The organism is Corynebacterium ihumii (assembly GCF_028609825.1).
Classification (GTDB): Bacteria; Actinomycetota; Actinomycetes; order Mycobacteriales; family Mycobacteriaceae; genus Corynebacterium; species Corynebacterium afermentans.
Window position 1 is genome coordinate 2,005,901 of the sequence record NZ_CP063190.1, and the last position, 26,022, is coordinate 2,031,922.

General features: G+C 65.1%; 24 protein-coding genes. 9 read left to right on the top strand and 15 right to left on the bottom strand.

Features of this window, described 5'->3' with window-relative positions; genetic code table 11:
• Position 1: 1 nt before the first annotated feature.
• Genes CIHUM_RS09770 through CIHUM_RS09780 form a run of 3 tightly spaced genes read right to left on the bottom strand, consistent with a single transcriptional unit; the run spans position 2 to position 2,217 of the window.
• The gene (locus tag CIHUM_RS09770; protein ID WP_273680212.1) at positions 2–901 is read right to left on the bottom strand and encodes a type III secretion system chaperone family protein; all 900 of its coding nucleotides are present in this window, start codon (positions 899–901) and stop codon (positions 2–4) included.
• Between the two features lie 29 nt (positions 902–930).
• Positions 931–1,773 carry a sulfurtransferase gene (locus CIHUM_RS09775; protein ID WP_035000153.1) on the bottom strand — a complete coding sequence of 281 codons (843 nt, stop codon included), beginning with the start codon at positions 1,771–1,773 and terminating at the stop codon, positions 931–933.
• A gap of 21 nt (positions 1,774–1,794) precedes the next feature.
• On the bottom strand, positions 1,795–2,217 hold the full coding sequence (locus CIHUM_RS09780) for a DUF4265 domain-containing protein (RefSeq protein WP_035000158.1): 423 nt from the start codon (positions 2,215–2,217) through the stop codon (positions 1,795–1,797).
• Positions 2,218–2,287: 70 nt separating this feature from the next.
• On the opposite strand from CIHUM_RS09780, the gene panB reads away from it, so the two are divergent.
• Complete coding sequence (panB, locus tag CIHUM_RS09785; protein ID WP_035000160.1) at positions 2,288–3,106, top strand: 3-methyl-2-oxobutanoate hydroxymethyltransferase; 819 nt, start codon at positions 2,288–2,290, stop codon at positions 3,104–3,106.
• A gap of 167 nt (positions 3,107–3,273) precedes the next feature.
• On the opposite strand, the gene panC is transcribed toward panB, so the two are convergent.
• Positions 3,274–4,068 carry a pantoate--beta-alanine ligase gene (gene panC / locus CIHUM_RS09790; RefSeq protein ID WP_035000161.1) on the bottom strand — a complete coding sequence of 265 codons (795 nt, stop codon included), beginning with the start codon at positions 4,066–4,068 and terminating at the stop codon, positions 3,274–3,276.
• A 165-nt stretch (positions 4,069–4,233) separates the two neighbouring features.
• On the opposite strand from panC, the gene CIHUM_RS09795 reads away from it, so the two are divergent.
• Positions 4,234–5,397, top strand: coding sequence for a hypothetical protein (locus CIHUM_RS09795; protein ID WP_148363862.1), 1,164 nt, complete (start codon positions 4,234–4,236; stop codon positions 5,395–5,397).
• A gap of 15 nt (positions 5,398–5,412) precedes the next feature.
• Here the strand turns inward: CIHUM_RS09795 and clpB are convergent, their stop codons facing one another.
• The gene (gene clpB, locus CIHUM_RS09800; RefSeq protein WP_035000162.1) at positions 5,413–7,959 is read right to left on the bottom strand and encodes an ATP-dependent chaperone ClpB; all 2,547 of its coding nucleotides are present in this window, start codon (positions 7,957–7,959) and stop codon (positions 5,413–5,415) included.
• Positions 7,960–8,018: 59 nt separating this feature from the next.
• Between clpB and CIHUM_RS09805 the strand changes: the two genes are divergently transcribed.
• Positions 8,019–8,645 carry a helix-turn-helix transcriptional regulator gene (locus CIHUM_RS09805; protein WP_148363863.1) on the top strand — a complete coding sequence of 209 codons (627 nt, stop codon included), beginning with the start codon at positions 8,019–8,021 and terminating at the stop codon, positions 8,643–8,645.
• Between the two features lie 10 nt (positions 8,646–8,655).
• Here CIHUM_RS09805 and CIHUM_RS09810 read toward each other — a convergent pair whose 3' ends face one another.
• On the bottom strand, positions 8,656–9,984 hold the full coding sequence (locus CIHUM_RS09810; protein WP_035000165.1) for a sodium/glutamate symporter: 1,329 nt from the start codon (positions 9,982–9,984) through the stop codon (positions 8,656–8,658).
• 80 nt (positions 9,985–10,064) lie between these two features.
• Between CIHUM_RS09810 and CIHUM_RS09815 the strand changes: the two genes are divergently transcribed.
• A complete protein-coding gene (locus tag CIHUM_RS09815) occupies positions 10,065–11,087 on the top strand; it encodes a ferredoxin reductase domain-containing protein (protein ID WP_051106523.1) in 1,023 nt (340 codons plus the stop codon).
• Here the strand turns inward: CIHUM_RS09815 and CIHUM_RS09820 are convergent.
• Positions 11,077–11,907, bottom strand: a complete 831-nt coding sequence (locus tag CIHUM_RS09820; RefSeq protein WP_035000167.1) for a carbon-nitrogen hydrolase family protein — start codon at positions 11,905–11,907, stop codon at positions 11,077–11,079. The genes CIHUM_RS09815 and CIHUM_RS09820 overlap by 11 nt on opposite strands.
• A 91-nt stretch (positions 11,908–11,998) precedes the next feature.
• Here CIHUM_RS09820 and CIHUM_RS09825 point away from each other — a divergent pair, with 91 nt between their 5' ends.
• From CIHUM_RS09825 to CIHUM_RS09835, 3 genes are read left to right on the top strand one after another with little or no spacing between them, the layout of a single operon-like run.
• Positions 11,999–12,250, top strand: coding sequence for a hypothetical protein (locus CIHUM_RS09825; RefSeq protein WP_035000169.1), 252 nt, complete (start codon positions 11,999–12,001; stop codon positions 12,248–12,250).
• Positions 12,247–13,392, top strand: coding sequence for an alpha/beta hydrolase (locus CIHUM_RS09830; protein WP_035000170.1), 1,146 nt, complete (start codon positions 12,247–12,249; stop codon positions 13,390–13,392). The genes CIHUM_RS09825 and CIHUM_RS09830 overlap by 4 nt, the downstream gene beginning before the upstream one ends.
• A gap of 58 nt (positions 13,393–13,450) precedes the next feature.
• The gene (locus tag CIHUM_RS09835) at positions 13,451–15,217 is read left to right on the top strand and encodes a pyruvate dehydrogenase (protein ID WP_035000173.1); all 1,767 of its coding nucleotides are present in this window, start codon (positions 13,451–13,453) and stop codon (positions 15,215–15,217) included.
• Positions 15,218–15,376: 159 nt separating this feature from the next.
• On the opposite strand, the gene CIHUM_RS09840 is transcribed toward CIHUM_RS09835, so the two are convergent.
• The 5 genes from CIHUM_RS09840 to exaC all read right to left on the bottom strand — a co-directional run bounded on the left by CIHUM_RS09840 (position 15,377) and on the right by exaC (position 21,455).
• Positions 15,377–15,787: a heat shock protein transcriptional repressor HspR gene (locus CIHUM_RS09840; protein WP_035000174.1), complete on the bottom strand. Its 411-nt coding sequence runs from the start codon at positions 15,785–15,787 to the stop codon at positions 15,377–15,379.
• Between the two features lie 21 nt (positions 15,788–15,808).
• Positions 15,809–16,993, bottom strand: coding sequence for a molecular chaperone DnaJ (gene dnaJ / locus CIHUM_RS09845; RefSeq protein WP_035000176.1), 1,185 nt, complete (start codon positions 16,991–16,993; stop codon positions 15,809–15,811).
• A 145-nt stretch (positions 16,994–17,138) separates the two neighbouring features.
• The gene (gene grpE, locus CIHUM_RS09850) at positions 17,139–17,834 is read right to left on the bottom strand and encodes a nucleotide exchange factor GrpE (RefSeq protein WP_035000178.1); all 696 of its coding nucleotides are present in this window, start codon (positions 17,832–17,834) and stop codon (positions 17,139–17,141) included.
• Between the two features lie 14 nt (positions 17,835–17,848).
• Complete coding sequence (dnaK, locus tag CIHUM_RS09855; protein WP_035000179.1) at positions 17,849–19,690, bottom strand: molecular chaperone DnaK; 1,842 nt, start codon at positions 19,688–19,690, stop codon at positions 17,849–17,851.
• A gap of 244 nt (positions 19,691–19,934) precedes the next feature.
• Positions 19,935–21,455 (bottom strand): acetaldehyde dehydrogenase ExaC, encoded by a 1,521-nt coding sequence (gene exaC, locus CIHUM_RS09860; protein WP_035000181.1) that lies wholly within the window; start codon positions 21,453–21,455, stop codon positions 19,935–19,937.
• Between the two features lie 142 nt (positions 21,456–21,597).
• Between exaC and CIHUM_RS09865 the strand changes: the two genes are divergently transcribed.
• A complete protein-coding gene (locus CIHUM_RS09865) occupies positions 21,598–23,001 on the top strand; it encodes an AI-2E family transporter (protein ID WP_051106524.1) in 1,404 nt (467 codons plus the stop codon).
• A 44-nt stretch (positions 23,002–23,045) separates the two neighbouring features.
• Positions 23,046–23,570 (top strand): type 1 glutamine amidotransferase domain-containing protein, encoded by a 525-nt coding sequence (locus CIHUM_RS09870; protein ID WP_035000183.1) that lies wholly within the window; start codon positions 23,046–23,048, stop codon positions 23,568–23,570.
• Between the two features lie 296 nt (positions 23,571–23,866).
• Here the strand turns inward: CIHUM_RS09870 and CIHUM_RS09875 are convergent, their stop codons facing one another.
• The 3 genes from CIHUM_RS09875 to CIHUM_RS09885 are packed head-to-tail and all read right to left on the bottom strand — an operon-like array spanning position 23,867 to position 26,012.
• A complete protein-coding gene (locus CIHUM_RS09875; RefSeq protein ID WP_035000184.1) occupies positions 23,867–24,433 on the bottom strand; it encodes a nucleosidase in 567 nt (188 codons plus the stop codon).
• Positions 24,434–24,439: 6 nt separating this feature from the next.
• On the bottom strand, positions 24,440–25,363 hold the full coding sequence (locus CIHUM_RS09880) for a sulfite exporter TauE/SafE family protein (RefSeq protein ID WP_035000318.1): 924 nt from the start codon (positions 25,361–25,363) through the stop codon (positions 24,440–24,442).
• 10 nt (positions 25,364–25,373) lie between these two features.
• Positions 25,374–26,012: a sirohydrochlorin chelatase gene (locus tag CIHUM_RS09885; RefSeq protein ID WP_035000186.1), complete on the bottom strand. Its 639-nt coding sequence runs from the start codon at positions 26,010–26,012 to the stop codon at positions 25,374–25,376.
• Positions 26,013–26,022: the final 10 nt, after the last annotated feature.

The window sequence follows — 26,022 nt, forward strand, 5'->3', positions numbered from 1 at the left end:
TCTACTCCTTGTCGTCGAAAATTGAGCTCGGGCCCTGCATGCGGCGCACCCGGGTCAGATCCACCACGCGGCGCTCGTCGCCGGCGATAGCTTCCACGTCGTCGCCGCCGATGGTGTGGTCGGCCACCTCGCCGCGCTCGCCACCGGTGGTGCGCGTTGGCAGCTCCACGGGGTCCTCCGGGCGCTGCATCACCGGCTCGTTCTCCGCCTGTGGCGCCGCCGCGGGGGCCTGTCCTGGGATTTCGCGGGTGGGGAATGGGAGGTTCAGCGGGGTGTCGTCGATAGGCGGCAGCGTCCGGGCCGCATCCGCGAGCAGCGCCAGGGGCGCGAGGGTGGCGTCCCAATCTTGCGGGGTGGCGTCGCGGCCCAGCTGGGCAATCGCCCACGCGCCCTCGAACCAGACTGCCTGCACGGCGGCGGGAAGTTGTTCGAGCGCAGTGAGCACTCGCCTATCGACGAACCTCCGGCCCGCCCCAGCCTGCGTGGCAAAACACGTGAACCCATGGTGCGTGTCCAGCTCCACCAGGTCATCGGAGCCCTCCGCCGCGAAATCCGTGCGGCGAAAATCCACCACCGCGCTGGTCTCGGCGCCGGTGCCCATGGCGACGACGGTGGCCTCACCCAGGTCCGCCACGTGCGCGTCGTGCCCGTAGGCGGCGCCGGTGGCAACGTTTCGGGCGGGCGCTCCCCCGGCGGCGGCGCCGCGCGACCACTCGCTGGCCAGCATGTCGTCGCTGGACGCAAACGCGTAGCCGTTTTCACGCGCCCAGGCGCGGCGGGCGCGCTTGCTGGGCTTGGCGGGTTTGGCGGGGTGTGTGCTGCGCTCACGGGAGTCCGACGCGAACAGCGCCACGGCGGCGAGCAGCGCCACGAGTGCGAGAACGAACAGCAGGATGACCATCGCGGCCTATGCTACCGCGCGGCCCGACACTAAATGTCCGTCGCCACCGGGTTGTCGCGGTTCGCGCTCCACTGGGACCAGCCGCCCACGTAATGGGTGAGCAGTGGCAGGCCGGCGTGCTCCATCGCGGCCAGCAGCAGGGCGGAGTGGTTGCCGGAGCCGGAGTAGGTGATCACGCTGACCGGGTCCGTGTTCTGGGTAACCCCCAGCTGGGAGAAGCGGTCGCGGATCGTGTCGGTGTCCTTCACCTTGTGGGTCTCCGGGTCGAACAGGTCGTTGACCGGCAAGTTCCGTGCACCCGGGATGTGCCCGGCGCGCAGGTCCAGGATCTCGCGGAGGCCCTGGAAACGGCGGGCACCTCTGGCGTCGATAAGCAATCCCTCAAATGCCCTAACGTCCTCCATGGTCGCGGACGGCAAGTTGCCCTCGGTGAGCTCGACGCCGCGCGGGACGACGATGCCGCCCGGGCCCGCAACCGTGGGGAAGCCTTCGCCGTCCCAGGTGGCGAAGCCGCCGTCGAGAATGTGGACGTCCGTCACGCCCGCCCAGCGCAGGATCCACCACGCGCGGGCGGCGAACAGGCCGTTGCCGCCGTCGTAGATGTACACCGGGCGGCCGTCCTCGATGCCCCAGCCCGCGGCTGCTTTCCTGACAACGTCAATGCTGGGCAGCGGGTTGCGGCCCACCGCGCGGCCGGGCAAGCCGGCAAGCTGCACCGACGGGTCGCAGTACAGCGCCGTCGGGATGTGTTCCGATTGGAATTTGGACCACGCTTTGCCGTCTTTCGGCTCCCACAGCGCGGCGATAATGGTCTGTTTTTGGCCAGTCTGGATGCGTTCGTTGAGTTCAGCGGCGGAGACAAACACGCTCATGGCCGCAAGTGTAACGGTGTTTTACGCCATGTACCCGGGAGCGAGCTGGATTGTGCCCTGCTCCTCGAGGCCGCTGAGCCACTCGGTGATCCCCTCACGCGGACAGTCCGCGCCGATGCTGGCCGCAAGCATGCCGCCCGGGCCGAGCTCCACCCGGCAACCGAACGCCAGCAAGGTTCCGGCGATCTCATCAGGGTCCAGGCCCTCCGGATCCTCCGGCAGCACACGCACCGTCGATGCGCCGCCACGCACCACCACCCGATCCACATGGAACGCCCCGCCCACCGTCACGCACTCAACGATGTCGCCCATCGCGAGCGTCGTATCCACGAACGGAACGCTCGCCACCACAAAATGATTCTGCCCAATCTGGTGCGCCTGCAGCTGCTCGCTCTCGACGCCCGGGATTGCAACGCGGGTGAGGATGGTGGTGGTTGCCTGCATGCAGGGCAGTCTAAACCCTTCCGGTGCTGATTTGGGATTTTGCCGATTGCCGCTGGCCTAGACTGCATGCGTGACTGGATACCTAGCCCCCACCAAGAAAGTGCGCGTCGCGGACTTCGCGCGCAAGAAAGCCGACGGCGAGAAGTGGGCGATGCTCACCGCGTACGACTACGCCACCGCGAGGGTGTTTTCCCAAGCCGGCATCGAGTGCCTCCTGGTCGGCGACTCCGCAGCCAACGTGGTCTACGGCTACGACACCACAAACCAGGTCTCCGTGGACGAGATGGCGTTCCTCGGCGCGGCCGTCGTGCGCGGCGCGGGCCATGCGCTGGTGATCATGGACCTGCCGTTCGGGAGCTACGAGGCTAGCGACGAGCAATGCGTCCGCACCGCCACCGACCTCGTGCGCCGCACCGGCGCCCACATGGTGAAGCTGGAGGGAGGCGTGCGGATCGCCCCGCGCATCCGTGCGCTGAAGAACGCCGGTCTGGCGGTGTGCGCCCACGTCGGCTTCACCCCGCAGTCCGTGGACAACCTGAGCGGGTTCAAGGTCCAGGGCCGCGACGCCGGGGCCGATCAGCTGCGTGACGACGTCAACGCGGTCGTCCAAGCCGGTGCCGACATGGTGGTCTTCGAAATGGTGCCCGCGGACTTAGCGGCGGAACTGACCACCTCGTGCCCCGTCCCGACCGTCGGCATCGGCGCAGGTGCGGGCACTGATGCCCAGGTGCTGGTCTGGCACGACATGGCGGACATCCCCGCCGGCGACCACCGCGCGAAATTCGTCCGGAAGTTCGGCTCGGTGGGCGCGGATCTGGCCGCCGCGGCCGCTGACTACAAGCGCGCCGTGCACACCGGCGAGTTCCCGGGGCCGGAGCACACGTTCTAGGCGGATAGGGGCGGTCAGCGCTAATTTGCACAGACCCTGGGAGGCTTACCCTGGGTTCGCGCAAAAAATGCCGCTCCCAGGCTGAGGATCCCAGGGTTTGCGGATCGAGGCGGGCGGAAGTGGCGTGGCGTGATGCAGCGGTGATGCAGCGGGAACGCGCCGCCGCGCTAGAGCTCGACCGGGGCGTTGTCGAGCAGCCGGGTCGCGCCGACCTTCGCCGCCACGAGCAGGCGCGCCGGCCCCGTGTACCCGTCGGGCAGCTCAGACATGTCCTCAGCGGTGGCCACGAGGTAGTCGAGGTGGAGTCCTTCGTTGGCGTCGAGAAGCAATTGTGCTTCCGAGAGGCTGCCGGTTGCCAGCGCGCGCGGGATGGCCAGTGCGGTGACGCGCTCCTCGGCGGAGAGGTAACGGTTGCGCGAGGACAGCGCAAGGCCGTCGGTGTCGCGCACGATCGGGCAGCCGTGGATACGCACGGGAAGGTGCAGGTCATCCACCATCTGACGGATCAGCGCGAGCTGCTGGTAGTCCTTCTCGCCGAAGAACGCGTCCGAGGCACCGGTCAGCGCGAACAGCTTCGCCACCACCGTAAGCACGCCCGCAAAGTGCGTCGGCCGGGTCGCGCCCTCCAACACCCCGCCGAGCGGACCGGGTTGGATCGTCGTGCGCGGGCCGTGCGGGTACATCGTCTCGGCGGAAGGCGCGAAGACAGCGTCTACGCCTTCTTTCTCAAGCTTGGCGACGTCCTCGGCCAACGTCCGCGGATACTTCTCCAAATCCTCGCCCGGCGCGAACTGCAGCGGGTTGACAAAGATGCTCACCACCACGGGGTTGCCCAGCTCTTGGGCGTCGCGGACGAGGGCGAGGTGGCCGTTATGCAGCGCACCCATGGTGGGAACGAGGGAGATGGGGCCGGCCGGAAGCGCCGTAGCCAGCGCTTCCGGGGTGTGCACGAGTTGGGTCATGCGCCCATTATCTACCTCTGCATATCCACTCAAACGAATAGAGGACCCTGCAAGCATTCAATCTGCTTCAACAGAGTCCTCACCGCCGAAGACAAGGTCGTTCGACGGTCTGGCTGTTAGAGTATTAGCTCATTGGGGACATTGCAATTGGTTTGGGAGGGACTTTTGCAGCGAAAGATTGAATGGGTGTCGCATGCGCGACTCGCCCCTTACCTGGCTCAAACGTCCGGTGACGAAGACCTCGCCTGGGAACTTTATGAGTTGAACGCTGCCGTATCTGCTGCGTTGTCTGAAGTGATTCACCACGTGGAAGTGCTCTTGAGGAATTCCATGATGCGCGAGCTGGAGCGGATTCATCCGCTCGCGTTTCCTTGGACTCTTCCCAATAGCGACTCAATTGGCGCAGTAGCTGAACGGATGACCAACAATAAACGCAAAATCGCTCCCACCGAAGATGACGTGACCTCCCAATTGAATCTTGGATTCTGGACAAGCCTGGTCAGCTCTAAAGACTTCCGGGTAGCGAAACTTTGGGATGAGCATCTTCACCGTGTGTTTCCTGGCCAACCGGATCGCCTTCTAGTTGCACAAGCCCTGGAGGATTTGAAGGAGCTCAGAAACCGCTGTTCGCACCAGGATTCTTTACTGCGTTTCCACCCTGAGGTTGAAATGCGAAAGATCGAGAGGCTCACTGGCTGGATAGACGAGGACGCCGTGAAATGGGTACACCGGCTCTCCAGAGTGACGGAAGTGATGCGGAATCGTCCGCACGTCGAATCGGAGTCAGACACTGCCATCCTTCCTTCGACGCGAAATAGATCGGCTTCACCTGGCAAGCGATTCAAATACCCATTGTTTGACTGCTACCACCAAAAAGCGGCAGTCATCTTGGAACAGTCGAGCCACATCGGCCAAGAAATCAGTCATCTGGGGTTTTACCTACCGCGCTACGATGCCGACCTCAACGGCAACCAATCCACCTTCTGTTCCATGCAATCTCGCCCACACATCCCCCAACTCTTTCCCCAGATCGAAGACATCATCGTTCCTGCCGAGTGGTCGCGGGAAGAAGCGAATCGGCTGGCAAACGGGGACCAGCGGGACAAGAAAGTTGCGGCGGCGATGCGCTACGGCATCGGCAACGGATACGACACGGGCGGCCGCTACGTCATCTACCTCCTCAGCCCGAAAGATGACCTCCGGACGCACAAAACCCCGGCCGAGATTCTTCACCTCGGCTCGGGGCAGTGGCCGTCAGGCTGGCCTTTTATCAAATACGCCCGACTTGATCTGGTTAGCCGCGCCAGGCAGACAACCGACTTGATCTAGAACCGTAGGTCTGGACTACCTCGCGGCAACGTCCAGACCCTCGCCTCCGTCGGCGACGTCCACGTGGACGGTGTCGCCGTCGACGATCTCGCCCGCCAGCAGCTTCTTGGCCAGGCGGTCGCCGATGGCCTGCTGGATCAGGCGGCGCAGCGGGCGGGCACCGTAGGCCGGGTCGTAGCCGCGCTCGGCCAGCCAGGACTTCGCGGAATCCGACACGTTCAGCACGAGACGGCGGGCGGCAAGGCGCTCGGCCAGGCTCTCCAGCTGAATGTCCACGATGCCGACGAGCTGATCCTGGCTCAGCGGGTCGAAGACCACCACGTCGTCGAGGCGGTTGATGAACTCCGGCTTGAAGTGGTGCTTCACCGCCTCCATGATCTGCTCACGGTTGCCGCCGGCGCCCAGGTTGGAGGTGAGGATGACCACGGTGTTGCGGAAATCCACCGTCCTGCCCTGGCCGTCGGTGAGGCGCCCTTCGTCCAGGACCTGCAGAAGCACGTCGAAGACATCCGGGTGCGCCTTCTCGACCTCGTCGAAAAGCACGAGCGAGTACGGACGACGGCGCACGGCCTCGGTGAGCTGGCCGCCGGCGTCGAAGCCGACGTATCCCGGAGGGGCGCCGACCAGGCGGGCGACGGAGTGCTTCTCGCCGTACTCGGACATGTCGATGCGGATCATGGCCGCTTCGTCGTCGAAGAGGAACTCCGAGAGCGACTTGGCCAGCTCCGTCTTACCCACGCCGGTGGGTCCGAGGAAGAGGAAGGAGCCGATCGGGCGGTTCGGGTCAGCCACACCGGCACGGGAGCGGCGCACCGCGTCGGAGACCGCGACGACGGCTTCATTCTGGCCCACGACGCGCTCGCCGAGCACGGACTCCATGTTCAGCAGCTTTTCCGTCTCGCCCTGCATCATCTTGCCGGCCGGGATGCCGGTCCAGGAAGACACGACGTCCGCGATGATGTCCGGTGTGACCTCCTCTTCCAGCATGGTCTTGTTGCTGGCCTCGGATTCCGCGCGCGCAACCTCGGCCTCGAGTTCCGGGATGCGGCCGTAGCGCAGCTCGGAAACCTTGGCGTAGTCGCCCTCGCGCTCCGCGATCTCGGACTCGTTGCGCAGGCGCTCGAGCTCCTCCTTCGCGGACTGGACCTTGTTCACCTCCGCCTTCTCGTTCTCCCAGCGCGCCTTCATCTCGCCGAGACGTTCACGCTGGTCCGCGAGCTCCTCGCGCAGGTGCTCCAGGCGCTGCGCGGAGGCGGCGTCGGACTCCTTCTGCAGGGCAATCTCCTCGATCTCCAGGCGGCGCACGATGCGCTCGAGCTCGTCGATTTCCTGCGGGGAGGAATCGATCTGCATGCGCAGGCGGGAGCCGGCCTCGTCGACCAGGTCGATGGCCTTGTCCGGCAGGAAGCGGTTGGTGATGTAGCGGTTGGACAGCTCCGACGCCGACACCAGCGCGGAGTCCTGGATGCGCACGCCGTGGTGCACCTCGTAGCGTTCCTTCAACCCGCGCAGGATGCCGATGGTGTCCTCCACCGTCGGCTCGCCCACGTACACCTGCTGGAAGCGGCGCTCTAAGGCGGCGTCCTTCTCGATGTACTGGCGGTACTCGTCCAGCGTGGTCGCGCCGACCAGGCGCAGCTCACCGCGGGCGAGCAGCGGCTTGATCATGTTGCCGGCATCCATCGCGGAATCGCCGGAAGCACCGGCGCCGACGATGGTGTGCAGCTCGTCGATGAACGTGATGATCTGCCCGTTGGACTCCTTAATCTCGTCCAGTACGGCCTTCAGGCGTTCCTCGAACTCGCCGCGGTACTTCGCGCCCGCGACCATGGAGCCCAGATCCAGCGAGATCAGCGTCTTGCCCTTTAGCGACTCCGGCACGTCGCCGGCCACAATGCGGCGGGCCAGGCCCTCCACGATGGCGGTCTTGCCCACGCCCGGCTCGCCGATGAGCACCGGGTTGTTCTTCGTGCGACGGGAAAGCACCTGCACCACGCGGCGGATTTCCGAATCGCGCCCAATCACCGGGTCGATCTTGCCTTCGCGCGCACGTGCGGTCAGGTCGGTGGAGTATTTCTGCAGCGCCTGGAACTGGTCCTCCGGGTTGTCGGAGGTGACTTTCTTGCCGCCGCGCACGGAGGGGAACGCCTCCTTCAGAGCGTCGAACGTTGCACCGCGCTTGTGCAGCATTTCGGCGGCATCGTCCTTGCCTTTGGCAATGCCGGCGAGGAGGACGTCGGCGGAGACGTATTCGTCACCGAGCTCGCCCGCAAGGTCCTGCGCCGTGCTCAGCGCGGTCTGCAGGTCGCGGTTAATGCCCGGATTGGCCATGCCCTGGCCCTCCGCGCTCGGGTAGGAGCTAATCAGCTCGCCCGCCTCGCGCGCTACGGTCTCCGGGTCCACGCCCGTGGCCTTGAGCACCGGGGCTGCAATGCCGTCTTCCTGCTTCAAAAGCGCCTCGAGCACGTGTGCCGGGCGCATCTCCGGGTTGCCGGCGGCGGAAGCGCGCATCTGCGCCTGCTGCAGGGCCTCCTGCGTTTTCTGTGTGTACTTGTTCGCCATGATTCCATGGTCCTTTCTTGCCTAATGTTTGTTTCGCACTAGGTGTAACGCACAAGAAGTTGAGTCTGTTCCTGTCAACGGCAAAAAAGTTGCGCGGGGTTAGCTCACCTTGGGTAGAGTTTTCCGTTGTACAAGCTCAACAAGGGGATGGGTACCAAAAAGTGAATGTGGCAAATATTTGCCTCATTCCAAAATCACCACACCTGCCCCTAAAAACTTCAGGGGGAACCATGCACACGCCACCAGCTCTTCGGGGGTTAAAGCTCATCGAACTCATGCAATGGGGCCAGCGCTTCGCCGGCTGGGAGCTCTCGGAGCTCACCGGCATCAAACCGCGCACCCTCCGCAACTACTTCACCCAGCTCAAAGCCGCCGGATACTGCATCGAAAGCACACCAGGCGCCGACGGTGAATATTGGTTAGACCCCGGGCACTACGTGTACCCGCTGCGCTTCACCAACGAGGAAGCGCGAACCATCGTCATCGCGCTCGACGTTCTCAGAACCGTTGCCCCGCCCGATAGCCCACTGATGCAAGACGCGAAAGTCCTCCACTACCTCATCGGCCGGCTCCTCCCGGGCGCCGCGTTGGACGAAGTGCATCAGATGGGAAAGGAGGTGACGCGGGGGCTCATCAAGATGCGGGCAGTGTATTCGGTTTGGGAGGAAACCGAAGGACGTCGATAAGCTTCAAGCTTTACGACGATCTCTTGGCCGGTATCCACTTCATCACGTAAGCCAGCACGACCACCCCGACCGCAATGGCGAACGCGATCCAGCCGAAGATGGCGGTAAAGCCGGCTATCACCGCGATCGGCGCGATGATGGTGGTGCCGATTTCGAACGGGCCGAAACCGACATAGGCCACGCCGTACTCATTGAGCGTGCCGGATTGTAGCTTCGGGTCCACTATCTTCAGCAGCGCGATGCCGGTGGCCACGGCGGCGGTGGCCCAGCCCCAGCCGAACAGGCCGCGCTCGAGCCACTTCTCGCCGAAGAAAGTCGGGCCGGCCCAGAGCATCCACACCACGCAGAACAGGGTGCCCAGCAGGAAGAGCAGCAGAAGCGCCTGCCAGTAGCCCGCCAGTGCTGCGGGGACGATGGAGGCGATGCCGAAGGCGATCATGTAGTCCGTGGCGGCCCCGGAAACGGTGCTGATGGTGGAGCTGTCCAGGTAGTTCGGGCGCCCGACGAGCTTGAGCACCAGGCGGCCGATGAGCCCGATGACGAATGCCATGGCGAACAGCGGGATGGACACGTTCGACCACTGGTCCTTGATCAAGCTGTTGACCATGTACGCGATGAGCACGGTGAACGCGATGAAGCCGGCGTGCAGCGCCAGCGGCTCGATGGACGAGGGGTTAGTGGTGGCCTTGCCGATGGAGGGGCGCTCGTCTTCGTTGTGAATGTAGCCGGTGCGCAGGTCGTCAGGCAGCGTGCCGGCGAGCTGGGACGACTTGCCCTTGCGGATGCCCCAGTTGGCCATGATCACACCGCCGACAATGGCAACCAGGGTGCCCACGGTGGCCGAGGTGAAGCCGATGGAGGAGGCCCCTTCCACGCCGATTTCCTCGAGTGCGGAGCCCACGGCCGCCGCGGTGCCGAAGCCGCCGATGAAGCCGACCGGCAGCATCATGCCGAACCACGGCTCGGTGCCGAACACAGGCGCAAAGACATACAGGCCGAGCAGGATGAACAGGCCCCACTGGCCCATGAACATGGCGGTGGAATAGCCCCACATGTTGCGGGCACCGGAGGCGACGGAGCCGCCGAGCTCCATCGAGTACGCCATGGAGGCGAACACCACTGCGATCAACAGCGTGGTGTACGTGCCCACTTGGTCAGACCAATGGATCACGCCCAACACCTCGTCGCCCAGCAGCAGGCCGAGCAGACCTGCGGTGATCGGGGCGGGCAGCAGCAGCGCCTGCAGCACCTTCAGCCGGTTGCGCAGAATATTGCCGACGATGAGCAGGACCGAGATCCAGCCGATGTCCGTGAGCAGCGTATACGGGGTGAATTCCACCGCAGCACCTCTTTTCTATCCACTTATCACATTTAAACCGGGTGCAACTTTAGCCCACAGCCGCTAGGTAGCCTGTTTTCATGCCTTCCGTCCCCTTTTCGCAGACGTTGCGCACCCACGGCCCGCAGGTCAGCCGCGCGTGGCGCGCCCGCTTCTCCCAGGCGTACCCGCAGGCGGAAATGATGCTGCCACCTGGAGACGAGATGCCGCCGCTGCTTTTACGCGCCGCCCTCGCCGTGCTCGAACGCCCCGCCGAGGAAGTCCGCGACGAGCTCAAAGCGCTGGCGCTGGATCTGCGCCGCACAGGGTTTCCGGCTGAGGAGTACCCCAACGCTGTGCAAATGCTTATCGACGAAGGCGCGGACGCCGAAGCCGACCGCACCGCCCTATCCGACGCGGCCGAGCTCATGCGCGATGCCGCCTCCCAGGCCGACTACGCCGGCGTGCCCGCCGCCACCGCTGCCCAGGTCACCAGCGTGGAGCACCGCGGCGAGGTGCAGGTCGTGCGCCTGGAAGCCGGCACGCCGGTGCAGTACTCCCCCGGCCAGGTCATGCCCGTGATGTCGCCGAAGCGTCCCGGCGAGTGGACCGGCTTAGTCCCAGCGCTGCCGTCCAATCCGTTCGGGCTGCTGGAGTTCCACGTACCCGGCGGCATTCCGTTGGAGCCGGGCGACTGGTTGACGTTGGGAGCGGCGCGCGGTGGGCTGCGCGAGGTTGTGGACAAGCAACTGCTCCTGGTTGCCGCCGAGGGCGGTTTCGCTGCGGCGAAGGCGCTGGTGTTCCACTGCCTAGAGCAGCCCGATCCGCCGGAGGTGCACCTGGTCGTCGGCGCGCGAGAGCCCGGCGAGTGGTACGACACTGCTGCGCTGGATGCGCTGGCCAAGGCCCAAAACTGGCTGGATATTACGTGGGTTGCAGAGTCGCGTGTGGGGGCATCGCTGGAGCAGGTGGCCTCTGGCGTCGGCATGTGGTGGGGCCGCGAGGTGATCGTGTGTGCGCAGCAGGAGCGGGCGGTGAGCCTGGCCGCTGCACTGGAGGTCGCCGGGGCGCAAGACGTGCAGACCGTCGCCCCCGATGCGGTGCCGGAGTGGTTCAGCGAATAGCGCTGTGCTCCCGAATCTCCGCCAGCGGCAGCTCCTTGCGCGCCTCGGTGGCGTCCGCCGGGTCGATTTCCACCACTAGCGTTTCTGGCCCGTAGCCGGCCTCCGCAAGCCGCTGGCCCGTCGGCCCCACCACCACAGAGTGGCCCGCGCCAGTGGGCCCTGAAGGCTCCCCGGCCTTGGTCTCGAAGTCCGGGCGAGCCTGGCCAGCGGCCGCGACGAACACCCCGGCATCCAGCGCACGCGCGACGGTGAGGATGCGCCACTGCTCCACCTTGCCCGGCCCATCCGCCCAGCTCGTGGGCACCACAACCACTTTCGCGCCCCGTTGAGCGAGCGCCTGGAACTGCTCTGGGAAGCGGATGTCGAAGCAGGTTGCCACTCCCACGGTCACGCCGTCGTGCTCAAACGTGACCAGCTTGTCGCCGGGGCGCACCGTGTCCGATTCCTTGTAGTTGAAGGCGTCGTACGTGTGGATCTTGTCGTATCCCTTATGCGCCCCGCCGCCGGTGATAAGCGCGGTGTTGTAGACGCGGTTGTACTGCTTGTCGTCCACGGTGTTCGTGTCTGCGGGGCGGAACATGCCGGCGACGATGGTGACGCGGAGCTCGTCGCTAAGCTTTTTCAGCCCTGTGGCGAACGGACCGTCCAGTTCCTCTGCCTGCGTATCCAGCCGCCCCTGCCCGAACGCCTGGCTGGTGGCCTCGGGCAAAACGATCAGCGTGGCGCCTTGGGCGGCGGCGTCGCGGATACGCGGTTCGATGGCGGACAAATTTTCCATCTTGTCGCCGCCGGCGGCAATTTGCAATAGCGCGATCTTCATGTGGATAACTCTAGGTGCGTCTCGGGGGAGTTATCCACAGATTCGGTTCAGGGGATTGCGTCGACTGTTGCGTTCGCGGATGGTTCGTTGCATGACATTTCTTCAACTGACCACAGACACCGCACCCGCCGCCCGCAGCTGCATCCGCAGCTTCACCGTCCTCCCTACCACCCACTTAAGCCCCTCGCGCTCCGCGTCCGCGCTCACATCGTTGCAGGACAATGAGCTTTTGCTTATCGACGAATGCACGTCCCGCCTTGATACCCACCTCCGTGAAGTCGCCGCGTTTGCGTCCGAAGTGGAGCAGGCTGATGCCCGATTTGGCAAGGGGCTCACGCCGTGACGTACAAACCAGCACTGTCCACATCCGAATTGTTCGCCGCGGCAGCCGCCACCAAATTGGCAGCAGCCGGTGCGCGGGAGCGCGCGGAACACGCGCCGTTTTCAGCCGCCGTCATTGCGGATTCAGGGTTCCGCGGACCCGCGTTCGAAGCGTCTGCTGCAAGGCTAGCCAGCTACAACGCGGCGCTTGCCGCCAGTGCTGTGCGGCTGGAGCAGGCGTCGGTGGCCTTGCTCGCCGCCGCCGGTTTGCAGCAGCAGTTGGACGAGGCCGCCGAGTTCATCGGCGTCACCGCCCATTCACGCGTCGTGCTGTGGCTCAACGGCATGTCCATGATGCTGGATCTGAGGCTGTCACGGACCCTGTTGGGGGCAGCCGGCAAGGAGCAGGACTACGACCCGCTGTTCGATCACCCGGACGAGTCCTTCGAATCGTTGCACGCCCGGCACGCACAGACGGTGCCAGCGTCCACGATGGCAGCGGTGGAAGACGCTGGCGGCGTGATCCTCGAGGCCGGTCCGACTGCGACCACGGTCCTAGTCGGCGACGCGGTGGACCCCTCACGCGTGATCACCATGGTCGCGGGTGCAACCACCGGCACACCCTCGAAGCTGCCGGGCGAGCTGGAGAAAGCCCAGATGTTGTCAGAAAAGACCGGGGCCGCCGTGGTGGTGTGGCAGGGCTACGCCCCTCCCCCGCTGCTCACGGACGCAGCCTCGCCCCACCGCGCCCACGCCGGCGCGGACGACCTTGCAATGTTCCAGGCCGCGTTGGAGGAGCGCTTCCCCGACGCACAGAAGACCGTGGTCTCCCACAGCTACGGCACGCTCTTAGCCACGAAGGCGGCGCACCAGCACGGGTTGCTTGCAGACGACCTGTGGATCCTGGGCAGCGCAGGCGTCTCGGGCGAGCACGTCTCGAAGCTGACCCTGGCTGGGCCCGAAGCGACGGTGCACGTGGTGGATTCCCCCGAAGACCCGATCCTGTTGTTGCGCTCCGGTCCGACGGCGGCGATCGGCTCGTCGCCGTCGTACATCGGGTGGGGCGGCGAGCGTGTGCTGGGAGTCAGGGGCGGGCACACCGACTACTTTACAGACCCCACATTTCTGTCTGCTTTACAACAGCGCTCGGACCCAGCTGCGTAAAAGTCGTTACCATGGCGCACGTTGAATGAAACGACTAAACAGGAGATGTAGGTAGGCAATGCCCAATTTCGCAGAGCAAGTAGTCAAGCGCCTAGAGGACCTAGGCGTCAAGCGTATTTACGGCCTGGTGGGCGACTCGCTCAACCCGCTGTCCGACGCCGTGCGCCAGAGCGACATCGAATGGGTGCACGTACGCAATGAGGAGGCCGCCGCGTTCGCCGCCGGCGCCGATTCCCTGGCTGCTGACGAGCTCGCCGTGTGTGGCGCATCCTGCGGCCCGGGCAACACCCACTTCGTGCAGGGCCTGTTCGAGGCGCACCGCAACGGCGCGAAGCTGCTCGCCATTGCGTCGCACATCCCCACCATGGAGATCGGCTCCTCATTCTTCCAGGAGACCCACCCGGAGCTTCTGTTCCAGGAGTGCTCCTCCTACTGCGAGGTAGTCCACGAGGCGGACCAGGGCATGCGCGTGCTGCACAACGCCTTGCAGAACACCTTGGCAGGCAACGGCGTGTCCGTGATGGTCGTGCCTGGCGACATCTTCGCCGCCGACACCGCCGAGGGCCCGCACACCGCGGACTCCGTCTACGCCACCGGCAAAAACAAGCGCGTCTACCCGGACCCGCACGAGGCCGCCCGCCTGGTGGAGGCGATTAACAAGGCCGACAAGGTCACCCTGTTCTGCGGCTACGGCGCACGCGACGCCCGCGACGAGGTCTTCGCCCTGGCGGAGAAGATCAAGTCCCCGATCGGCCACTCCTTCCGCGGCAAGATGTACTTCGAGTACGACAACCCGTACGACGTAGGCATGTCCGGCCTGCTCGGCTACGGCGCTTGCGTGGACGCGATGGAAGAGTCCGACCTGTTCATCATGGTCGGCACCGACTTCCCGTACACCGACTGGCTGCCGGACGAGAACGTCGCGCAGATCGACATCGACGGCACCCACATCGGCCGCCGCACGACTGTGGACTACCCGGTCGTCGGCGACGTGAAAAGCGTCATCGAAAACATCCTCCCGCACATCGAGGAGAAGACCGACCGCGGGTTCTTAGACAAGATGCTCAAGCGCCACTACCAGCTGCTGGACCACGTGGTGAAGAGCTACACCTCCGAGGCCTTCGAGTCCAAGAAGCCGATCCACCCGGAGCTCGCCGCATCCGTGCTGGACGAGCTCGCGGACGACGACGCGTACTTCACCGTCGACACCGGCATGTGCAACGTGTGGTCCTCGCGCTACCTCACCCCGAACGGCAAGCGCGACGAGGCCGCATCGTTCCTTCACGGCACCATGGCCAACGCCCTGCCGATGGCAATCGGCGTGCAAGCGGCATACCCCGACCGCCAGGTCATCTCCTGGTCCGGCGACGGCGGGTTGGGCATGCTCATGGGTGAGCTGCTCACCATCAAGCTGCACCAGCTGCCGGTGAAGGTGATCTGCTTCAACAACTCCTCGCTGGGCATGGTGAAGCTGGAGATGTTGGTGGCCGGCATGCCGTACTTCGGCACCGACCACGAGCAGGCCAACTACGCCGAGATTGCCAAGGGTGTGGGCATCAAGTCCTTCCGCATCGAGGACCCGGACGACCTCGAGCCCGTGCTCAAGGAGGCCCTGGCCTACGACGGCCCGGTGCTCGTGGACATCGTCACCGACCCGGAGGCGCTGTCGCTGCCGCCGGGAATCACCTGGGACATGATGAAGGGCTTCACCAAGTCCGGCGCCCGCACCGCTTTCCTCGAGGGCGGCGTTGGCCGCCTGTTCAACCTGGCCAAGTCCAACCTCCGCCACATCGGCGGCGCCGCGGCCATCGAGTTCGGCGGCTAATCTCGAGCTTCGCTGCTTTAAGGCGCTTGGTGCCCCGGGCTGTTCCGTGTGAACAGCCCGGGGCACTTTTGGTCGCGCAACACCGCAAAGGTCGAGTCCGGGAGGTCGAGTTCGCCCCTAGACATGGGCCTACTCGACCTCCCGGACTCGACCTTTGCACTACCGCGCGCTGCGCCGGCGGCGCCGAGAAGCAGCTGGCTCCCACGTGACCACCGCGGTGGAGCGGGGCACGTGCACCAGCTCACCGCCGCGGCGAGTACCGGTCTGCAACTTCTGGCGCAGCTCCTCGTTGTGGCCGCGTTGGGTTTCCAGTTCGTCCTGGAGGTCCTCGATCTGCTGGGAGAGCTCGATGATCGTCTTAATGCCGGCGAGGTTGACGCCCTCCTCCTGAGAGAGGTACTGGATGCGGCGCAGCATGGAGATGTCGCGCCGCGAGTAGCGGCGGCCGCCACCCTTGGTGCGCATCGGCGTGACCAGGCCAAGCCGGTCGTAGGTGCGCAGCGTCTGCGCGTGCATGCCGGTCAGCTCAGCGGCGACGGAGATGACAAAGTACTCCTGTTTTTCATCCATCGTCTACACCTCTTCCCTGGGCTAGAGCCCAGCCCACCCGGCGCGCGGGTCGAAGCCGGAGTCTTTTTCAGCCTGGGCGTAGGCGCGCAGCGCGGAGGTGGCGGACGGATCCAGGTCCTTGGGCACCTTCACCTCCACGGTGACCATCAGGTCGCCGGCGGCACCGGAGCGCTTCGGGATGCCGCGGCCCTTCACGCGCAGGGTGCGCCCGTTCGGGGTGCCAGCCGGAACCTTCACCTTCACCGGGTTGTCCAGGGTGGGCACCGCGATGGTTGCGCCGAGGGCGACCTCGGAGAACGCGACCGGGACGGTGACCTCGAGGTCGTCGCCGGAGCGGGTGAACACCTCGTCGTTGCGCACGTGCACGGTGACGAACAGGTCGCCAGCGGGCGTGCCGTTCGGGCCCGCCTCGCCTTGGCCTGCCAGGCGCACCTTCTGCCCGTCGACTACGCCGGCGGGGATACGCACGGTGATCGAGCGGGTGCGCCGCACGGTGCCGGTGCCGCCGCAGGTGTCGCACGGGTCCTCGATGATTTCGCCGGTGCCGCCGCAGTTCGTGCAGGGACGTGCCATGCCGAAGGCGCCGGAATTCTCGCGGATGTAGCCGGAGCCGGAGCACATCTGACAGGTGTGCGTCTTGCCGTCCTTGGAACCGGAGCCGTGGCAAGTGGTGCACGGAGCTTCGCCGGTGAGCTCGACCGGGATGGTCGTGCCCTTGGCGGCCTCACGGAAGTCGAGGGTTATTTCCGTTTCGACGTCGGCCCCCCGCGACGGCCGAGCGTTCCTGCCAGCACCGCCGCGGCCGCCAAAGAAGCCACCGAAGATATCACCAAGGCCGCTGTCTCCAGCTTGTCCACCAGCGGCTGATCCGAAGATGTCGGAGAGGTCGAATTCCGTTTCCGTGCCGCGAAACCCGCCCGGAAAGCCGGATCCTCCTCCCCGCCCGAACCGGCCGAAGCCGCCCGAGCTGATCATGGATTTCAGCTGGTCGTATTCCTTGCGCTTCTGCTCGTCGCCGACAACGTCGTACGCCTCGGCCACCCGCTTAAACTTCTCCTCCGCCTTTTTGTTGCCGGGGTTGGAGTCGGGGTGGTTTTCGCGTGCGAGCTTGCGGTATGCCTTCTTGATGTCTGCAGCGCTTGCCGACGAGCTCACGCCCAAGTCGCCGTAATAGTCCTTATCGGCCCATTCTTGTTGCATAGCCATCTCGCGCCCTCCTTTCCTCTACAAAGAGTGTTGAGTCTGTCTCGCTAAAGTTTGTTCACTAATTTATCTAAGTACAAAGGCCGGGGACGAGGCCGCGTGGGTCCGCGCTGCCTCATTCCCCGGCCCTTCCATCCGAGCGATTTACCTACTCGGTTGTGTCGGCTTCTGGCTCGCCGGCCGGCTCAGCAGGCTCGGCGGGATCAGCGATGATCACCATGGCGTTGCGCACCAGGCGGTCGCCGATCATGTAGCCCTTGCGCAGCACCGTGCCCACGGCCTTGGTGTCGCCCTGGGAGAGGTCCTGCACCGCCTCATGGATCTCCGGGTTGAACGCGTCGCCCTCAGCACCGAACTCTTTGATGCCCTGGCCGGCAACGATCGAGCGGAACTTGTCGGCAAATGCCTTCAGCGGCCCCTCGGCCAAGTCGCCGTGCTGCTCGGCCAGATCCAGGTCGTCCAAAAGCGGCAGCAGCGGTGTGGCGAACTTCGCCTTGGCAGTGTTGGCCAGCTCACCACGCTCGCGCTCGGTGCGGCGGCGGTAGTTCGCGTACTCGGCGCTGACCCGCTGGAGCGACTCAGTACGCTCCGCCAGCTGCAGCTCGATGTCGCTGACTGCGCCGTCGCCGTCTGCGTCCGGGTCGATCTCGTTCTCCGCGATCTTCGCGGCGTCCTCGAGCTCGGCGTCCGCGGCTAAGAGAGGGTCCTCGTCCGTCGCAAGCGCCTCGGACTCAGCAGCCTCGTCGGCGAGGGTTTCCGCCTGGTCGGGGGACACGTACTCGGGGTCCGTGGCCTCCGGAGCGCCCGGGTTGTCGGGCATCTGCTCGTCGTGCGGATTCGTCATCAGACGTCGCCTCCTTACTTGTTATCGGAATCGGTTGCGTCGTCGTCCTCGACAACCTCAGCGTCGACCACGTTGTCGTCGCCGTCGGCAGCGTCGGCCTGGGTTGCACCCTCGTTCGCCTGAGCCTCGTAGAGCGCGGTGCCCATTGCCTGGGACTCGGTGTTGAGCTTCTCCACTGCGGACTTGATGGCATCCAGGTCCTCGCCCTTAAGCGCCTCATCGACAGCGTCGGCGGCCTCGGTCACGCGGCCCTTGATGTCCTCCGGCAGCTTCTCGCCGTTTTCATCCATGAACTTGCGGGTCTGGTACGCCATGGTCTCCGCGTTATTGCGGGTCTCCTGCTCCTCGCGGCGCTTCTTGTCCTCGTCGGCGTGAGCCTCGGCGTCCTTGATCATGCGATCGATCTCGTCGTCGGACAGACCGGAGCCGTCCTGGATCTTGATCGTGTTCTCCTTGCCGGTGGCCTTGTCCTTCGCGGACACGGACACGATGCCGTTGGCGTCGATGTCGAAGGTGACCTCGATCTGCGGCACACCACGCGGAGCCGGTGCGATGCCTGCCAGCTCGAAGGAGCCGAGCAGCTTGTTCGCGGACGCGATCTCGCGCTCGCCCTGGAAGACCTGGATCTGCACGGACGGCTGGTTGTCCTCAGCCGTGGTGAAGGTCTCCGAACGCTTCGTCGGGATGGTGGTGTTGCGCTCGATGAGCTTGGTCATCACGCCGCCCTTGGTCTCGATGCCGAGGGAAAGCGGAGTGACGTCGAGAAGCAGCACGTCCTTAACGTCGCCGCGCAGCACGCCAGCCTGCAGCGCAGCACCCAGTGCCACGACCTCGTCCGGGTTGACGGACTTGTTCGGCTCCTTGCCGGTCAGTTCCTTCACCAGCTCGGACACGGCCGGCATACGGGTGGAGCCGCCGACCAGAACCACGTGGTCGATGTCGCCGACGGACATGCCGGCGTCCTTGACCACCTGGTTGAACGGGCTCTTGGTGCGGTCCAGCAGATCGGAGGTGATCTTCTGGAACTCGGTGCGGGTCAGCGTCTCGTCCAGGAACAGCGGGTTCTTCTCGGAGTCCACCGTGATGTACGGCAGGTTGATGGAGGCCTGCTGTGCGGAAGACAGCTCGATCTTGGCCTTCTCCGCGGCCTCGCGCAGACGCTGCATCGCCATCTTGTCCTTGGACAGGTCAACGCCGTTCTGGGACTTGAACTTGTCCACGAGCCACTCAACTACGCGGTTGTCCCAATCGTCGCCGCCGAGCTCGTTGTCGCCGGCGGTAGCCAGCACCTCGACGACACCGTCGCCGATCTCCAGCAGGGACACGTCGAAGGTGCCGCCGCCAAGGTCGAAGACCAGGATGGTCTCTTCCTTCTCGTTCTTGTCCAGGCCGTACGCCAGGGCGGCCGCGGTCGGCTCGTTAACAATGCGCAGCACATCGAGGCCCGCGATCTGGCCGGCCTCCTTGGTGGCCTGACGCTGAGCGTCCTCGAAGTAGGCCGGGACGGTAATAACAGCCTCGGTGACTTCCTCACCGAGGTACGCCTCAGCGTCGCGCTTCAGCTTCTGCAGGGTACGGGCGGAGATCTCCTGCGGGGTGTACTTCTTGTCGTCGATCTCCACGGTCCAGTCCTCGCCCATGTGGCGCTTGACGGAACGGATGGTGCGGTCGACGTTGGTTACCGCCTGGTTCTTCGCGGACTGGCCAACCAGGACCTCGCCGTTCTTCGCGAAAGCGACGACGGACGGGGTGGTGCGGGAGCCCTCCGCGTTAGCGATCACAACCGGCTCGCCGCCCTCAAGGACGGAGACGACCGAGTTCGTGGTGCCAAGGTCAATACCAACTGCACGTGCCATAAGAGTTATTCCTCCTGTTGAGAAGTGGTTTATCAGTAAGTTGATGTGCTCCGACTCAACTTGACGGCCACCACTATAACACTGGCGGCGACGTTCTTGAGTCTGTCGCACTCATAGGTAACAACGGCACGTACACCAAAGTTGTTCCCACCCAGCGCAACTTTCTTTGTTTCCGCAGGCAAACGCATAGAAAAACCTCCGGATACGTGGGTAACCGGAGGTTGAATCGTCGACAAGCAACTGCTTAGAACAAGCCAGTCTCCTGCTCGGAGTAGGACACCAGGAGGTTCTTAGTCTGCTGGTAGTGGTCCAGCATCATCAGGTGCGTCTCGCGGCCGATACCGGACTGCTTGTAGCCGCCAAACGCCGCGTGGGCCGGGTAGGTGTGGTACTGGTTCACCCACACGCGACCAGCCTGAATGGCGCGGCCGGCCTTGTACGCAGTGGTGCCCGAGCGCGCCCACACGCCCGCACCCAGACCGTAAATGGTGTCGTTGGCAATCGAGATGGCCTCATCGAAATCCTTGAACGTGGTCACGGACATCACCGGACCGAAGATCTCCTCCTGGAAAATGCGCATGTCGTTGGTGCCCTTAAACACGGTCGGCTCGATGTAGAGGCCGTTTTCCAGGCCGTCGATCGTGTTCACGCCGCCACCGGTAAGCACTTCCGCACCCTCCTGGGGCCCAAGCTCCAGGTAGGACTGGATCTTGTTCATCTGCTCGGTGGAGGCTTGCGCGCCCATCATGGTGTCAGTGTCCAGCGGGTTGCCGGTCTTGATCTGCTTGACGCGCTGCACGCCAAGCTCCAAAAACTCGTCCGCGATGGACTCGTGCACCAGCGCACGCGACGGGCAGGTGCACACCTCACCCTGGTTCAGCGCGAACATGGCGAAGCCCTCGACCGCCTTCTTCTTGAAGTCGTCGTCCCTTTCAAAGATGTCCTCGAAGAACAACGCCGGGGACTTGCCACCGAGCTCCAGAGTGACCGGAATGATCTTGTCCGCCGCGGCCTTGTTGATGATCTTGCCCACCTCGGTGGAGCCGGTGAAGGCGATCTTGGCAATACGGTCGGAGCCGGACAGCGCGGCGCCCGCTTCCTCGCCCATGCCATTGACGATGTTCAGCACACCCGCCGGGATGAGGTCACCGACAAGATCCATCAGGTACAGAATCGACGCCGGAGTCTGCTCCGCCGGCTTGAGGACGATCGCGTTGCCCGCCGCCAGCGCCGGGGCCAGCTTCCACGCGGCCATGAGCAGCGGGAAGTTCCACGGGATGATCTGACCGACCACGCCGAGCGGCTCGTTGAAGTGGTAAGCGACAGTGTCCTCGTCGATCTGGCTCAGACGGCCTTCCTGCGCGCGCAGTGCGCCCGCGTAGTAGCGGAAGTGATCGATGGCAAGCGGGATGTCGGCGGCGAGCGTCTCGCGCACGGCCTTGCCGTTTTCCCAAGTCTCCGCCACCGCGAGCTCCTCGAGGTGCTCTTCCATGCGGTCTGCGATCTTCAGCAGCACCATCGCGCGCTCTGCCGGGGAGGTCTTGCCCCAGGCGGGCGCGGCCTTGTGCGCGGCGTCGAGCGCCAAGTTGATGTCGGCCTCTTTACCGCGGGCGACCTGGCAGAACACCTCGCCAGTGACGGGGGTGATGTTGTCGAAGTACTCGCCGTCCACTGGGGCGACCCAGTCGCCGCCGATGTAGTTGTCGTAGCGCTCGCGGTACTTGACGTTTGAGCCTTCGGTTCCGGGGTTCGGGTAGACAGTCATTTCCAGGCCTTTCTTACATTAGGGTCAGGTTGTGGCCCACGCTACACTTATATCTGCGTGTGGTCTAGGGCATTGTTCTTGACGACGGCCCTCCGGCTCCCACGACATATGCATTAACCAGCATCTCTGGCACAATGAGCGCGTGACTAAACACGAAAACAACGACTACGTCGGCGCGCTCGACACCGCAGTCGACGACGTCCGGATGCTGCCCACCCCGGCAGACGCGGCCCAGGAGCTTTCCAAAGAGCCCGTAGACCGCGGCGACATCATCGCCTCTGACGGCCGCACCGCCGCCGCCTGGGCGCTGCGCTTCATCATCATTGTCGCCGCCACCGCGATCCTGCTCTACCTGCTCAAATGGGTGTGGATGGGCCTTTTGCCCATCCTGCTTGCACTGATCCTTGCCACGGTGCTGTGGCCGCCGGTGCGCTGGATGCGGGGCCACAAGATCCCCGCCGCCCTCGCAGTGTTCATCACACTGATCGGCACCTTCGGCATCCTCGGCGGCATCATCGCCGCGATGGCGCCGACCGTGAAGTCGCAGGGCACCGAGCTCGGCCACCAGGCCGAGCAGGGCATCAACCAGATTATCGCCTGGCTCAAGGAGCAGAACTTCACCTTCCTCGAGCCGGAACGCATCCAGCAGGCCGTGGACCAGGCCACCGCGTTTGTGAAGGGTCAGGCGTCGAACATCGCCTCCGGGGTGTTCTCCGGCATCGGCGCGATTACGTCGGTAGGCACCACGCTCGCGTTGACGCTCGTGCTGCTGTTCTTCTTCCTCAAAGACGGCGACCGCTTCCTGCCGTGGGTACGCAAGTACACGGGCGTGCGCGCCGGCTGGCACCTCACCGAGGTGTGCATGCGCTCCTGGAACACCCTGTCCGGCTTCATCCGCACCCAGGCCATCGTGTCCATGGTGGACGCCATCTTCATCGGTTTGGGCCTGCTCTTCCTCGGCGTGCCGCTGTGGCCGGTGCTGGCTGTGGTGACCTTCTTCGCCGGCTTCATCCCGATCGTGGGTGCGATCTCCGCCGGCGCCTTGGCCGTGATCATCGCGTTGGTGTCCAACGGGTTCATGAACGCTGTGTTCGTGCTCCTGCTCATCATCGCCGTGCAGCAGCTGGAGGGCAACGTCCTCTCCCCGATCCTGCAGTCCCAGGCCATGGGCCTGCACGCCGCCGTGGTCCTGCTCGCCGTCGCTGTGGGCGGCACCCTGTTCGGCATCGTCGGCGCGTTCCTGGCTGTGCCGGTCGCCGCCGTCGCCGCGGTATGGCTGCGTTACTGGGCCGAGATGGTCTCGCTGCGCTCCGGTGAAATCACCGCCGATGAGATAGCCACGGCCACCCAGCAAACCCAAACCATGGATTCGAAGTCGTCGTTCCTCGCCGTGCGCGACCACATGATGCGCATTGCAAGGCGCGAAAAGTCCAACACCAAAGTCCCTGTCAAGGGAGGTCTCGGCTCCACCCGCGTCCCCTTGGGAGAGGTCGAGGGCGACACTGAGGTTCCGGGCCGCACCCACGCCATCAAGGACGAAGAATAGGTACGGTGGGCGCCGTACTTACTCATCGACGAAAGGACGAAACCATGGCTGACCTCAACGGCAAGAGCGTCGCAATTATCGCCACCAACGGCTTCGAGGATTCGGAGCTGACCTCCCCGAAGGAAGCCGTGGAGTCCGCCGGCGCGACCACCAAGGTCCTCTCCACCGAAACCGGTGAGATCGAAGGCAAGAAGGGCGCGAAGGTGGCTGTCGACGCCAAAACGGCCGACGCCTCCGCCGACGAGTTCGACGCCCTTATCCTGCCCGGCGGCACCGTTAACGCTGACACCATCCGCACCGACGCCGACGCCGTAGCGCTGGTTAAGGCGTTCAAGGACGCTGGCAAGCCGATCAGCGTGATCTGCCACGGCGGCTGGATCCTCGCCGACGCCGACGTGCTCAAGGGCGTGACGCTCACCTCCGTGGCCAACGTCAAGACCGACCTGGCCAACGCCGGCGCCAACTGGGTCGACGAGGAGGTTGTGGTCGACTCCGGCTTCATCTCCTCGCGCACCCCGGACGACCTGCCGGCGTTCAACGCCACGCTCGTGGAGGAGTTCGCGAAGTAGGACTCTGTTCCCTCCGCCAGACCCCCAGTACGAAACCCCTATTAAGCGCCATTTTCGCGCTTAATAGGGGTTTCGTGCTCTGGGTTTGTGGTGCCTCCGCATCGCTGCGGGCTCATCTGCTAGTTGCCCAAAAACGCTCCTAGCAGATGAGCTCCTTACTGGCACCTGGTTCCAACATCACCTGGAACAACAGAAAGTTGGACACTTGATCTGCTAGTTGGGCGTGCGGGGCAACTAGCAGATCCGCAAAATGGGGCGCAGGGAGCGGTCGCCGGGAGCGCAGCGACCCCAGGCGATTACCGCAGGTGCTCGCGCAGCGCCTGCTCCAGCTCGACGCGGGCGCGCTCGAGGGCGGCCTCCCACACCGCGGAGGCGGACTCGTCGGCGGAATCGGACACCTGCTTGAGCAGGGTCAGCGGCACGCCGAAGGTGGAACACACCGCGGCCAGGGCGTAGCCCTCCATGTCCACGAGCTGGCACTCGCGGGCGAGCTCGTCGCGCAGATCGGAGCGGTTCACAAACGCATCCCCGGTGGCGAGCTTGGCTTTGGGCAGCTCGGTCAGCGGGTCGAACGAGAACCAGCGCGGGTAGACAAAGTCGGTGATCTCGGAGGTGCCGCCGACTTTGAAGTCGTGCTTGACGGCGTCGGAAACCTCGTAGACGCCCGGCTGCAAGTCCACCAGGGCGCCGGCGGTGCCGACGTTGATCACGCGCGAGGGCAGCGGCCCGGAAGACAGGCGGCGGGTCAGCGCGATCGCGGCGGGCAGGGTGCCGATGCCGGTGATCAGCACCTCGTGGTCGCCGCCGGACATGATGTCCGCGGCCTCTTCTTTCATCGCTGCGGCGATAAGCAAGTCAGACATGGTTGCTTATCGTAGGCGGGCTGGCTCCGCGTCGACCACTGTCGCTCCCTCGCGCTCCCCCGCGGCCCGCGAGTTCTGGCGCGCCTTGAGCACGCCGCGCACGGACAGCGCCGCACCGAGCACCAAAACCAGCACGCGCACGACCCACAGGCCGGAGTCCACGCCGAGGAACTTCAGCACCACCGGCAGGTTCAGAAACACGATCAAGGTGCCCACGACTCCGCCGAGCGCGATGGGGTTCATGCGGGTGACCACCCACGCTCCGATAGGCGCGGCGACGACTCCGCCCGCCAGCAGCGCGAGCACCCCAGCGAGGTTGGCCATCAAATCGTGCCACATCCCCACCGCAAACCCGAGGGTGGCGGCCGTGGTGACCAGGAACTCGGCGGTGGTGACGGTGCCGACGATGCGTCGCGGCTCAGCGCGCCCGGCGGACAGCAGCGTCGAGGTGGTCACGGGCCCCCAGCCACCGCCGCCGGTGGCGTCCACAAACCCGCCGAACATGCCTAGCCCGGCTAAAAACCCGCGGGAATGAGGTTTTTCCACCAGCTTGCGCTGAGTCAGCCCGCGTGCGAAGCGCAGCATCAGGTTCAGCCCGATCAGGGCCAGGATCAGCGACATCACCGGCCGAGCGGCTTCGGTGGAGAGGCGCACCAGCACTGTCGCGCCGAGGAAGGCACCGATTGCGCCGGGGATGCCGATGGCGAACGCGGTGCGCCAGTCCACGTTGCCGAAGCGGGTGTGCGCGACGCCGGAGGCCAGCGTGGTGCCCAGCTCCGCGGTGTGCACGACGGCGGACGCGGCCGCGGGGGTCAGCCCGGCCAGTGCGATGAGCATGGTGGACGAGGTGGCGCCGAAGCCCATGCCGAGGCCGCCGTCGACAAGTTGGGCGGCCAGGCCGGCCACGGCGATGAGCAGCAGCGTCTCAATCTTGTACATCTCAGGCGTCCTTTTCGGCAGTGCGGTAGCGGTTGGCAACGACGTCCGCGAGGTCTGTGGTCAGCGGCCCAGAAGCTGACAGGTGCGGTGGGATCCGGTCCAGGAGTGTTCCGTGGGTGACAAACAGCGGCAGCACGTGTGTGTGCCTATCGACGAACCTCCGGTCGCCCCTCGTCGCCTGCACCACCGACACATCGACCCCGGCCAAACGCGCCAGGTTGTCCGCCAGGCGGGCGTAGTTCGCGGCCTGTTCGGCATCCGATGTGCCGACGGGAAATAGGGTGGCGTGGGACGCCGAAGGTGCGTCGATACGCAAGCGCTTGTGCAGGGTCTCGGCGATGTCGGGGCCGGTACCGAGCGGCTCAGCGAGGGTGAGGTCGCAGTGCTCGCGCGCCTCGGTGAGGTGGGCCGGCACGTCCACCTTCGCGTGGAACGCGCGGGTGAACAGCAGCGGCACGACGATGGCGCGCGGCGAAGACAACGCGGCGGCCGCCTCGGCGAGGGTGGGGCGATCGAACTCGAGGTGCGCGTCCGCCCACTCCACACCGAGCTTTTCGGCGGCCGCTTCGGTTAGCGCGCGGATGCCCTCCTTGGCCTGCGGGTGGCGCGAGCCGTGGGAGAGGGTGATCAGCGCGGTCATGGTGGGTGCT